This window comes from Bifidobacterium platyrrhinorum (assembly GCF_010667645.1).
GTDB classification, from domain to species: domain Bacteria; phylum Actinomycetota; class Actinomycetes; order Actinomycetales; family Bifidobacteriaceae; genus Bifidobacterium; species Bifidobacterium platyrrhinorum.
Genome location: NZ_WHZV01000001.1, coordinates 333,291 through 345,080, shown reverse-complemented (window position 1 = coordinate 345,080; position 11,790 = coordinate 333,291). Strand labels below are relative to the sequence as shown.

Annotated in this window: 7 protein-coding genes; 4 read left to right on the top strand and 3 right to left on the bottom strand. The window is 67.8% G+C overall.

Annotation, left to right across the window (positions count from 1 at the left end; all coding sequences use genetic code 11):
- Nucleotides 1-3 precede the first annotated feature (3 nt).
- On the bottom strand, nucleotides 4-525 hold the full coding sequence (locus GFD21_RS01330) for a hypothetical protein (protein ID WP_163196113.1): 522 nt from the start codon (nucleotides 523-525) through the stop codon (nucleotides 4-6).
- A gap of 265 nt (nucleotides 526-790) precedes the next feature.
- Here GFD21_RS01330 and GFD21_RS01325 point away from each other — a divergent pair, with 265 nt between their 5' ends.
- From GFD21_RS01325 to GFD21_RS01315, 3 genes are all read left to right on the top strand, one after another.
- The gene (locus tag GFD21_RS01325) at nucleotides 791-2,056 is read left to right on the top strand and encodes a sensor histidine kinase (RefSeq protein WP_163196517.1); all 1,266 of its coding nucleotides are present in this window, start codon (nucleotides 791-793) and stop codon (nucleotides 2,054-2,056) included.
- 42 nt (nucleotides 2,057-2,098) lie between these two features.
- The gene (locus tag GFD21_RS01320) at nucleotides 2,099-2,809 is read left to right on the top strand and encodes a response regulator (RefSeq protein ID WP_163196112.1); all 711 of its coding nucleotides are present in this window, start codon (nucleotides 2,099-2,101) and stop codon (nucleotides 2,807-2,809) included.
- Nucleotides 2,810-2,990: 181 nt separating this feature from the next.
- A complete protein-coding gene (locus GFD21_RS01315) occupies nucleotides 2,991-5,096 on the top strand; it encodes a GmrSD restriction endonuclease domain-containing protein (protein ID WP_163196111.1) in 2,106 nt (701 codons plus the stop codon).
- Between the two features lie 205 nt (nucleotides 5,097-5,301).
- Here the strand turns inward: GFD21_RS01315 and acnA are convergent, their stop codons facing one another.
- Together acnA and GFD21_RS01305 are read right to left on the bottom strand one after the other, a co-directional pair.
- Nucleotides 5,302-8,004, bottom strand: a complete 2,703-nt coding sequence (acnA, locus tag GFD21_RS01310; protein WP_163196110.1) for an aconitate hydratase AcnA — start codon at nucleotides 8,002-8,004, stop codon at nucleotides 5,302-5,304.
- A gap of 139 nt (nucleotides 8,005-8,143) precedes the next feature.
- Nucleotides 8,144-10,687, bottom strand: a complete 2,544-nt coding sequence (locus GFD21_RS01305; protein ID WP_163196516.1) for a cation-translocating P-type ATPase — start codon at nucleotides 10,685-10,687, stop codon at nucleotides 8,144-8,146.
- 163 nt (nucleotides 10,688-10,850) lie between these two features.
- On the opposite strand from GFD21_RS01305, the gene GFD21_RS01300 reads away from it, so the two are divergent.
- On the top strand, nucleotides 10,851-11,678 hold the full coding sequence (locus tag GFD21_RS01300; protein ID WP_163196109.1) for an aldo/keto reductase: 828 nt from the start codon (nucleotides 10,851-10,853) through the stop codon (nucleotides 11,676-11,678).
- The last annotated feature ends 112 nt before the right edge of the window (nucleotides 11,679-11,790 follow it).

Below are 11,790 nucleotides of genomic sequence, written 5' to 3'. Positions count from 1 at the left end.
CGGTCACAGCCAGGGTACGGTGCAGTAGGCGCTTCCGGAGGCGCCGCTCGCCTCCTTCGACTCCTTCTCCTCGCCGTTGACGATCACCTTGCAGGTGACCTTCTGGGCGTCGTCGCCGAGCAGATCCCCCGAGACGCTCACGCTGTTCAGGTCCTTGGCCTCGTCGCCGGTGAAGGTCTTCGACCAGCTTCCGCTGAACTGCTCCGTATTGCTCGAACCGTCCTTGAACCACATGACGGTGCCGTTGCCGGTGGCGGTGGCCTGCAGTTCGATGGTCTTTTCCGTCCCGGCGGCCTTCGACGCGCCGTCCTCGGAGGCCTTATCGTCCGTAGAGGATTCCGACGACGAACCATCCGAGGATCGGCCGTCCTTCCGCGTTGCGGTCGACGTGGCGGATGCGCCGTCCGAACCGTTCGACGATCCCCCGCCGATGGCGCCGCCCACGGCCAGCACTACGACGACCACCACGACCCAGAACCACCATTTTTTGAACAGAGGTTTTCCCTTCCTGCCGGTCCTGTCCATGTCCTCTCCCTTTCTAATTGTTCCATGCGGCCCTGATGCCGCTGTGGTCACGACGTTATCCGGTCATGGTTCGGACCGTCAGTGTACGAACGGACGTTTCCGTACGCCCCATCGGGCAGTACGGCGCATGCGCCTCCGCCCGCATGTCCAATGGCGCCGGAATGGGACCGGCAATACAGTGGGATGCATGACTTTCGCACATCAGGCCCCCGCCGTGCCGAAGGACGAGGTGCCGGTGCGCACCCGTCGGTGGTGCGCGTTCGCCATGATCCCCTGCGCCGTCTTCATGTGCCTGGCGCAGTGCTCGTTCGCTGCGCAACGCGTCGTCGACGATCCCGATGGCCCGGCCTATGCGTGGATGATGTTCGCCACCGTGTTCGCACTGGGCGTGCCGTTCATCCTGCTCGCCCGAGACCGGCATCCCGAACCGGTGTTCTGGTTCTGCTGCGCCGTGACGGCGGTGTTCCCCTACGATCCGTTGCTGGAACTCATGGCGATGACGTCGCTGTTGGCCCGCCGGTCCGGCAAGGCGAGGACCATACGGGCGGTCGCGGCGGGCGCCCCGGTCGCGGTGTGGGCGCAGCTTCGCGACGCGCTGCACCCCGCCGACGCCTCGGTATGGCATATGTTCTTCGCCGAGCCGGGCACCGGCGTCGACGGCGTGCCCGTCGTGATGCTCACCGGCGAGGCGCCGGTCATCGCCACGGCCGCGGCGGCCGGCCTCATCGGTTCGTTGATCGCCGTGCTGACGGGTCTGCACATCCGTTCGCGAGCGACGCTGACGACCGCGCAGGCGCGCGCGAACGCCGCCACGTCCCATGCGGCCACGCTGCAATCCGATCTCGACAGCCAGCAGCTCGCGGACGCGATCGCGGCCGAGGCCCACGACACGCTCGCCCACTCGCTTTCCCTGCTCGCGTTGAACGCCAGCGCCCTGCAGGCGGAGACGATGAAGCTTCCGCCGTCCGACCAGTCGCGGCTCATCTCCCGTAAGGCGGAGGACATCCGCAGGCAGGCGGCGGGCGCCCTGGACGAGGCCCATCAGATCATCGACATGCTGCGCCATCCCCAGCACGCGTGGGAGCAACTCGGCCCGTCGGACGACACCGCCCTGACCCGCGAGTCGTTGGATGCGCTGATCGGCCAGACGCGCGACGCCGGCATGACCATCAACACCTGGATCGACATCCGGGATCTGAGCGTGTTGGACGACGTCCGCGCCAAAGTCGCATACCGTGCGGTCCAGGAGGGGCTGACCAATGCGCGCAGACACGCGCCGGGGGCGCCGGTGTCCCTGGAGGTCACGGCGAACCCCGTCGCCGGCGTGCATGTGCATCTGAGCAACCCCACGCCGCCGCCCGGTTCGGGGGCCGTGGGCGTGGACGGCGAAGCGGGTATGGACCCGGACCGTGCGCATGCGGGTCTCGCCGGCCTGGCCGCACGCGTACGGTCGGCCGGGGGCGTGTGCCGCTACGGGTTCGACGACCGTCGCGTCTTCCACGTGGACGTCACCATGCCCTGGCTGGCGTGACACGGCGACATCGGGCGGCGTTGGAGCCAATAGGATGGCATTGTGAGCGAAGAAGAGAAGAAGCCGGAACGCGGAACGGCGGGCGCGGGAATCGTGCGGGTCTGCGTCGTGGACGACGACCCGATGATCTGCCAGGCCATGGCGTTGATCCTCACCGACTATTCCAACGGGCGCATCGAGGTGGCGTACACCTCCACCGACGGCGGCGACGCGGTGCTGCGCGCGGAATCGGAACGGCCCGACGTGGTGCTCATGGACATCGCCATGCCGGGCATGGACGGCATCGAGGCCACACGCCGCCTGCGCGCGCTGCCCCACCCGCCCCATGTGATGATCCTCACCTCGCTGAGCCCCTCGAACACGGTGGAACGAGCCGTGGAGGCGGGGGTCGAGGGTTTCGTGTCCAAGACGGACGCGCCCGGCGAGATCATCCGTCGCGTGCTCGGCGTATGCGGGGACGCGCCCCAGTTCAACACGGCCAGCCAGCGGCAGCTCATCGGAGGCCTCGCCGCGCAACGCCCGATCTCGCGACGCGACGAGGCCCGCGCCATGCTCGACGCGCTGCCCGAACGCGAACGTGAGGCGGTGCTGCTCGCCGCGGAGGGGTTCACCAACGCCCAGATAGCCTCGCGCATGTTCATTTCCGAGCGCACGGCGAAGGCGCATCTGTCCTCCGCGGCGGACAAGCTCGCCATGGGACGCGTGCAGATGGCGCGTCTGGTGGAACGCGCCGACCTGCCGGCGGCGGACTGACCGGGGTGGGAGGATGCGTGGCGTGCGCCCCGTGCGACGGGGCGCACGGCGGACGGAACCGCCACGACACGCCTCACGATCCCGGAACCGGTAGATATCTACCGGTTCCGTCCGCCGCTGCTAGGCTTGGTGGCAACGCGCCCCGCCGGGCGCGCGCCTCCTCACGGGAAAAGGAACCATCATGGGAATCAACGCCAAGGAACTGCCGCTGGGCGATGTGTTCACGCCGGAATACCGGCTGTCCATCCCCTCGTTCCAACGCGCCTACATCTGGAAACCGGAGAACATCCTGCAGCTGGTGAACGACCTGTTGGAGGCGTGCAAGACGCCGCAGACCCCGTATTTCCTCGGTTCGCTCATCCTGGTGCGCGAAGGGGACTCGCGCTTCGAGGTGATCGACGGCCAGCAGCGCCTGGTGTCGCTGTCGATCATCATCGCCGCGCTGCGCGACCTGGAGCTCGACCCCGAATGGATGGGCCTGCTGGACAAGCTCATCGTCGACCCGGGCGACAAGCTGCGCGGCATCGCCAACGAGCCGCGGCTCACCCTGCGCGAGCGGGACGCGGCGTTCTTCCGCGAATACGTGCAGGAAGGCAATCTCGAGGCCCTGTTCGATCTGACCGACGAGGATTGGACCACCACGGCGCAGCGCAACATCACGCGCAACACGAAACGCGTCTACGACGAGCTGTCGTCCCTGGGCGAGGAGGAACGCCGGGCCTTCGCCTCGTATATGGTCAAGATGGTCACGCTGGTGATCGTCACCACGGACGATCTGGACGGCGCGCACCGCATCTTCGACGTGATGAACATGCGGGGGCTGCCGCTCACCGCCTCCGACGTGTTCAAGGCCCGTGCCACCTCCGCCCTCAAGCCGGCGGAGCTCGACGCGTACGCGGCGCGATGGGACGACATCATGGACCCGCTCGGCGACGACCCGCAGTCCATCGAGGAGTTCTTCGCCACGCTGCATATGATCCTCACGCACAAGCACTCCACGGACAAGCTCATCGAGGAGTTCCTCTCCGACGTGCTGCAACGGCACATCGACGCCGGCACGGTGCCGGGGTTCATCGACCGGACGCTCGCACCCTATGCGGCGGCATGGCAGGTCATCGCCCACGCACCGGACACGGTGCTGCCGGACGAGGTGAAGACGCTGCTGGAAGCGCTGAACGACTACCGCAACCACGAGTGGAAGGCCGTGGCCATGTGGGTGCTCGTCCATTCGTACCGTCATCTCGGCTCCCCGGACGTCTCGCCGTTCGCCTCGCGCGGCAGCCGCGCCGCGCGGACGAACGCCACGGCCGAGACCTTGGGGGCCCACGACGCGCGGCGTCTCGTCGACGTGCTCACGGCCCTGGAACGCGTCACCGGCGTGGACACGCTCAACCGTGTGGGCTCGTTCGTCCGTCGTGGCCACGCAACGGCCGCGATCCGCGATCTCGACAAGGGGTATCCGACGAATCTGGTGCGCGGATTGTCCATCAGGGCGGACGACCGCACCGGGGCGCTCGTCCGCCTCCACGGGGAGATGCAGGGCGACGAGGAGCTGATACGCCTGCTGCTCATCCGCGCGAACGAACAGGCGGCGGGGGCGCATCTCGCCCGGCCCCGCAAGCTCAGCGCGCTGACCATCATGCCGTTGGACGTCGAACGGTCCGCGTCGTTCGCGAACTGGACGCAGGACGATCATGACTATTGGATGTACCGTCTGGGCAACATGGTGCTCGCGCAGGGCGCGCAGGACCAGCTCGACAGGATGCCGGAATACGCGCAACGCCGCGACCGCATCCTCATGCGCGCCGATTCGCGCAGGTTCCCGCTGACCGGCGGGCTGAAGGATTTCAACGAGTGCACGCCGGCGATGCTCAGGCACCGTCAGGAGGAGACGATCAGGCTCATCGCCGAATATTGGGGCATCCGCTACGACGAGAACCACACCGACCTGACCGCGCAGGACGCCGACCCGATCGCCGACGTCGCACCGAAGCCGGTCCACGGTTCGCGCCGCGTGACGATCCGTCAGGTGGTGAAGGCCGGTCTTCTCATTCCGGGTGAGCGGTTGGTATGGGACCGTCCGCGCAAGGGCGAACGCTGGTATGCGACCGTCACCGAAACCGGCAGGTTCCGTCTCGACGACGGTTCCGAGCACTCCTCCCCCACCGCGGCGGCGAAGGCGGCGGCCGGCGGCAAGGCCAGCGGCGGCCTGGATGTGTGGAAGCGCACGTCCGACGGCGTGAAACTGTCGGAGATCTGGAAGCGGTACCGTCAGCAGGCGGCGTAGGTCCGCTGCGTCCGCCGTGGCTTCCGGGTCTTCCGGGGCCGGATGCGAACCGGTGCCGTGCCTTCCTCAGGGATGCGGCGGCTTCCGTCCATCTCCGTGCCATAATCTCCGTGCCATAATCCGCGGCCCGGCATGTGAAGAGCCCCGGCCCTATATGGGCCGGGGCTCTTCACATGCCCTCGCGCGGATGATCGGCGCCGGGCGCCTACTTGCGCATGAGGTTCCTCAGCACATACTGGAGGATGCCGCCGTTGCGGTAGTAATCGGCCTCGCCGGGCGTGTCGATGCGCACGACCGCGTCGAATTCGACCGTCGAACCGTCGGCCTTCGTGGCGGTCACGTGCACGGTCTTCGGCGTGACGCCGGAGTTGAGCTCCTCGACGCCGGCGATGTCGTAGGTCTCGGTGCCGTCGAGGCCGAGCGACGCGTAGGACTCGCCTTCGGGGAACTGGAGCGGCAGCACGCCCATGCCGATGAGGTTCGAACGGTGGATGCGCTCGAAGCTTTCGGTGATGACGGCCTTCACGCCGAGCATCAGCGTGCCCTTCGCGGCCCAGTCGCGCGAGGAGCCGGTGCCGTACTCCTTGCCGGCGAGCACGACGAGCGGCGTGCCCGCGGCCTTGTAGTTCAGGGACGCGTCGAAGATCGTGGACGGCTTGCCGGTGGTGAAGTCGTAGGTGTAGCCGCCGGGCGTGACCTCGTTGCCCGTGGAGGCGAGCAGGAGGTTGCGCAGGCGGATGTTGCCGAACGTGCCGCGCACCATGATCTCGTGGTTGCCGCGGCGCGAACCGTAGGAGTTGAAGTTCTTCGGCTCCACGCCGCGCTCGGTCAGGTACTTGCCGGCGGGGCTGGACGCCTTGAACGCGCCGGCCGGGGAGATGTGGTCGGTGGTGACGGAGTCGCCGAGCAGGGCGAGCACGCGCGCGCCGTGGATGTCGGCGACGGGGGCCGGCTCGGCGCTCATGCCGTCGAAGAACGTCTGGCGGCGCACGTACGTGGACTTCGGGTCCCATTGGAACAGTTCGCCCTCGGGCACGTCGAGACCCTTCCAGCGGCGGTCGCCCTCGAACACGGAGGCGTAGTCCTTGAGGAACATCTCGCGGCTCACCGTGCCGTTCACCACGGCGGCGACCTCCTCGTTGGTCGGCCAGATGTCCTTGAGGTACACGTCGTTGCCATCGGGGTCCACGCCGAGCGGCTGGGATTCGAAGTCGAAGTCCATCGTGCCGGCGAGCGCGTAGGCGATGACGAGCGGCGGCGAGGCGAGGTAGTTCATCTTGACGTCCGGGCTGATGCGGCCTTCGAAGTTGCGGTTGCCGGACAGCACGGCGGTGACGGTCATGTCGTTCGCGTTGATGGCCTCGCTGATCTCGGGCAGCAGCGGGCCGGAGTTGCCGATGCAGGTGGCGCAGCCGAAGCCGACGAGCTGGTAGCCGAGCGCGTCGAGGTCGTCCTGCAGGCCGGCGGCCTTGAGGTAGTCGGCGACGACCTGCGAGCCGGGCGCGAGCGAGGTCTTCACCCACGGCTTGGGGCTCAGGCCCTTGAGGTGCGCGTTGCGGGCGATGAGGCCTGCGGCGATCATGACGGACGGGTTGGAGGTGTTCGTGCAGCTGGTGATCGAGGCGATGGCCACGTCGCCGTTGTTCAGCTTGAAGTCGCCGCGGAAGTCGGTGGAGACGGGCACCGGCTCCTTGACGGTCTTCTCGGTCTCGTAAGAGGGCAGGGTCTCTTCGAACGTCTTCTTCGCCTCGGACAGGACGATGCGGTCCTGCGGGCGCTTCGGGCCGGCGATGGACGGCACGACGTCGCTCAGGTCGAGCTCCATGTATTCGGAGTATTCGGGTTCGACGTAGTCGGGATCCTTGGCGTCGCCCCACAGCTTGTTGGCCTTCGCGTAGGCTTCGACGAGCGCGACCTGCTCGTCGGAGCGGCCGGTGAGGCGCAGGTAGTCGAGCGTGACGTCGTCGATGGGGAAGATGCCGCAGGTGGAGCCGAATTCGGGGCTCATGTTGCCGATGGTGGCGCGGTTGGCGAGCGGCACGGAGGCGATGCCCTCGCCGTAGAATTCGACGAACTTGCCGACGACGCCGTGCTTGCGCAGCATGTCGGTGATGGTGAGCACCACGTCGGTGGCGGTGACGCCTTCGGGGATGGAGCCGGTGAGCTTGAAGCCGACGACGCGCGGCACGAGCATGGAGATCGGCTGGCCGAGCATGGCGGCCTCGGCCTCGATGCCGCCGACGCCCCAGCCGAGCACGCCGAGGCCGTTTTCGGTGGTGGTGTGCGAGTCGGTGCCGACGCACGAGTCGAGGTAGGCGAGCCGGCGTCCGCGCTCCCCCGCCTTGGTCATGACGACCTTGGCGAGGTACTCGATGTTGACCTGGTGGATGATGCCGGTCCCCGGCGGCACGACGCGGAAGTTGCGGAACGCCTGCTGTCCCCAGCGCAGGAACTGGTAGCGTTCGCCGTTGCGCTGGTATTCGATGTCCATGTTGAGTTCGACGGCGTTGGGCAGCGCGTACTTGTCGATCTGCACGGAGTGGTCGATGACCATGTCGGACTGGACCTGCGGGTTGATGACCTCGGGGTCGCCGCCGAGGTTCTTCACGGCGTCGCGCATGGTGGCGAGGTCGACGATGCACGGCACGCCGGTGAAGTCCTGCATGACGACGCGGGACGGCGTGAACTGGATCTCATGGCTGGGTTCGGCCTTCGGATCCCAGTCGAGGAGCGCCCTGACGTGGTCGTCGGTGATGTTGGCGCCGTCGATGTTGCGCACCAGGTTCTCGACCAGCACCTTCAGCGAGTAGGGCAGGTGGTCGATGCCGGGCAGGTCGGCGATCTTGTAGTAGTCGAAATCCTTGCCGGCGGCGTTGAGGGTCGCCAGTTGGTCGTCACGTAGGGACATGCTTCCTCCGAATCATTGGACCGGCTTGATGTCGCCGATTATCCACTTGGAATGGTACGGGAACGTAACTTTCCCTCTGGCGTGTCGGCTTGAAACGTGAGACAATACGCCGCCCTGCCGGCAACCGTGCCGTGAACGCTCACTTCCCGTCGCGGCGGTCCGCGCGACCGACGGGACGCGCGTCCGCCCGGCCTCCCGCGGCACGGCCGAGCAACCTGCCGAGCGCCGTGCGCGACGCCCACGGCACGACGGCGAGGCACACGGCGAACACGGCGGCCGCGCCGGCGAGCGCGATCAGCGTGGGCGCGACGAGCCTGCCGGTGGGCACGACGAGCGCGAAGAACCGTGCGACGAACGGGATGAGCATGCCGACGACGCCGGCCGCGGCGAACACGGCGACGAGCGCGCCTCGCCAACCGTTCAGGGGACGCGCGACGCGGGCGAGCACGAACACGCCCATGACGAACAGGACGATCGCCTCGGTGGCGCGCAGCGAGGCGAGGTCCGCCGCCGAGCCGGCCACGTCCCAGCCCATGATGCGGGGCAGCGTCCATGCGGTGATGAGCACGGACAGCGCGGTGGCCACGCCTCCGGGCAGCGCGAAACGCACGACGCGTTTGAGGAATCCCGGGATGTAGCGGCGCGTGTTGGGTGCGAGCGCAAGGATGAAGGCCGGCATGCCGATGGTGAGCGCGCCGATGTAGGTGATGTGGCGAGGCAGGTACGGGTACGGGATCTGCGTGAGCACCACACCCAGCGAGATGAGCGCCGAGTACACGGTCTTGACGAGGAACAGCCCGGCGACGCGTTCCATGTTGGCCATGACCTGCCGGCCGCGGGCGACCACGTCGGGCAGGTGGGAGAACCTCGAATCGACGAGCACGACCTGGGCGACGGCCTTGGTGGCGGGCGCGGCGTTGCCCATCGCGATGCCGAGGTCCGCCTCCTTGAGGGCGAGCGCGTCGTTGACGCCGTCTCCGGTCATCGCGACCGTGTAGCCGCGCGCGTGCAACGCGTCGACGATGAGCTTCTTCTGGTCGGGCAGGACCCGGCCGACCACGTCGACGTCCTCGAGGACGCGGCCGAGTTCGGCCGGATCGTCGGGAAGCAGCCGCGCGTCCATGATGCGCGGGGCCCTCCCGCCGGCGAGCCGCACCTTACGCGCGATCGCGCCGACGGTGACGGGGTTGTCGCCCGAGATGACACGGCACCGCACGCCTTGTTCGCGGAACCATGCGAGCGTCGCCGCCGCGTCGCCGCGAACGCGTTCGGAGCATAGGACCAGGGCGACGGGTTCGGCATGCGGGTCGGGCGTCGGCTCGTCCGGTACGTCCCGCTCCCCGCCGGCACGCACCCGCGCGACGAGCAGCACGCGGCTTCCTTCCTTCGCATACGTCCCGACCCGTTCCAGCAGCGCCGCGTGGTCGCCGTCCAACGCCGCGAGCAGCACCTCCGGCGCTCCCAGATACCATGTCGCCCCATCGGCGTCCGTAATCGCGCTCCATTTGCGCGCCGACGAGAACGGCACGCGCGAGACGACCTCGCCCGCCGTGTATCCCCGCTTCGCCAATCCGTCGAGCACGGCGCGGCCGGTCGCGTTCGGTTGTTCCTCGTTCGCGAGATCGTAGAGCGCCTGCGTCGCCTCCCGTTCCCCGGGAGTCACGTCGTCTCCGCCGTCGCCGCCATCGACGCCGTCACCATCGCCGTCCAGCATGACCACCCGGTCGAGCGCGATGCCGCCGTCGGTGATCGTGCCGGTCTTGTCGAGGTTCAGGCAGTCGACGCGCGCCAGCGTCTCCACGGATTCGAGTTCCTGCACCAGGGTATCGTGCCGGGCGAGGCGCATCGCGGCGACCGCGAAGTTGAGCGAGGTGAGCAGCACGAGCCCTTCGGGGATCATGCCGACGACGCCGGCCACGGCGGAGACGACCGCCTGCCGCCACTGCCCGGTGGCGAGCGCGACCGACCATCCGCCGACCGTATGGATCTGGGAGAGGATGAGCAGCACGCACAGCGGCACGACGAGGAACGTCATGAACTTGAGGATCGTGTTGATGCCTTTGTTGAGGTCGGAGACGGTCTTCCTGTACACCTTGGCCTTCGCGGTGAGCGTGGCCGCGTACGAGCGCGCGCCGACCGCGGTGACACGTGCGAGCGCCATGCCGGAGACGGCGGTGGAGCCGGAGTAGACGTCGTCGCCTTCATGCTTGCGGACGGTGCGCGATTCGCCGGTGAGCATCGACTCGTCGAGCTCCAGCCCCCAGTCGCGCACGATCTCGGCGTCGGCGGGCACCTGTTCGCCGGCGCGCACCCACAGCAGGTCGTCCATGACGATGCCGTCGTGCGGCACGGTCACGTCGCGCCCGTCACGGCGCACGAGATAGTCGGAGGCGACGAGGATGGAGAGCCTGTCGAGCGTGCGCTTGGCACGCAGTTCGGTGACGATGCCGATGCCGGTGTTGATGATGATGACGAAGCCGAAGACCGCGTCCTTCCACGAGCCGGTGGCGAGCACCAGGACCATCGCGGCGAGGATGATGCCGTTGAACAGCGTGAACACGTTGGCGCGCACGATGTCCTTCACGGACCGTGACGTGGAGTCCTTCACCCTGTTGACCGCGCCGGCCGCGACGCGCTTCCGCACCTCGGCGGCCTCGAGACCGGTCTCGTCCACCTGCGGCATGGCATGCGTGGAGGGGACGGAGGCGGGCGTACCGTCCGAACCGTTTGCGTCGTTCCCGCCGTTCCTCACGCCGGTCGCTGAAATCGCACTCATGTCCACTACCCTACCGTGCATCGCCCCATACAATGGTTGCGTCAACACCATCGCGACGAAGGGAAGCGTCATGGCAATCCAATCGACGATCACATTGAACAACGGCACGGTCATCCCGCAGGTGGGATTGGGCGTGTTCCAGACTCCGGACGGCGACACGACGGTGAACGCGGTCACCGCGGCGCTCGAAGCCGGATACCGTCACATCGACACGGCGAGGATCTACGGCAACGAGGGGTCCGTGGGCGAGGGCATCCGCCGTTCCGGCGTGCCGCGCGGGGACATCTTCCTCACGACGAAGCTGTGGAACGACGACATCCGCGCGCACCGCGCGAAGGACGCGTTCGCCGAAAGCCTCGACCGCCTCGGCGTCGACTACGTCGACCTGTATCTCATCCACTGGCCGGCCGAAGGCTGGAGGCAGGCGTGGGACGACCTGCAGGAGATCTACGCCTCCGGCCGCGCGAAGGCGATCGGCGTGAGCAACTTCCAGCGCCATCACCTCGAGGAGCTGTTGAAGGACAGCGACGTGACGCCCGCGGCCGACCAGATCGAATCGTCGCCGCAGTTCGCGAACCAGGAGCTCGTGGACTTCGCACGCGGCCTCGGCATCACGGTCGAGGCGTGGAGCCCGCTCGGCGGCACCGGCGGCACGCTGCTCGCCGACCCGCGCCTGACCGGGATCGGCGCGAAGTACGGCAAGTCGCCGGCGCAGGTCGTCATCCGCTGGCACATCCAGCGTGGCGTGGTCGTCCTGCCGAAGTCCACGCATGCCGAGCGCATCCGCCAGAACTTCGACGTGTTCGACTTCGATCTCACGGCCGACGACATGGCCGCGATCAACGCGATCGACACGGGACGCCGCAACGGCGCCGACCCGGACGATTTCGACTTCTGACCGGTGGACGCAGTGGCCGCCGCGATCCGCGAGCACGTCTGCCGACTCTGCGAAATCGTTCGTCCGGCTTTTTGACCATTTGACAGACCGACCGACGGTCGGTATGCTCTGA

What these genes read in the sequence shown, in the direction of transcription:
- GFD21_RS01330 (WP_163196113.1), bottom strand. Translation starts at nt 525, where the DNA reads ATGGACAGGACCGGCAGGAAGGGAAAACCTCTGTTCAAAAAATGGTGG.
- GFD21_RS01325 (WP_163196517.1), top strand. Translation starts at nt 791, where the DNA reads ATGATCCCCTGCGCCGTCTTCATGTGCCTGGCGCAGTGCTCGTTCGCT.
- GFD21_RS01315 (WP_163196111.1), top strand. Translation starts at nt 2,991, where the DNA reads ATGGGAATCAACGCCAAGGAACTGCCGCTGGGCGATGTGTTCACGCCG.
- acnA (WP_163196110.1), bottom strand. Translation starts at nt 8,004, where the DNA reads ATGTCCCTACGTGACGACCAACTGGCGACCCTCAACGCCGCCGGCAAG.
- GFD21_RS01305 (WP_163196516.1), bottom strand. Translation starts at nt 10,687, where the DNA reads ATGCCGCAGGTGGACGAGACCGGTCTCGAGGCCGCCGAGGTGCGGAAG.
- GFD21_RS01300 (WP_163196109.1), top strand. Translation starts at nt 10,851, where the DNA reads ATGGCAATCCAATCGACGATCACATTGAACAACGGCACGGTCATCCCG.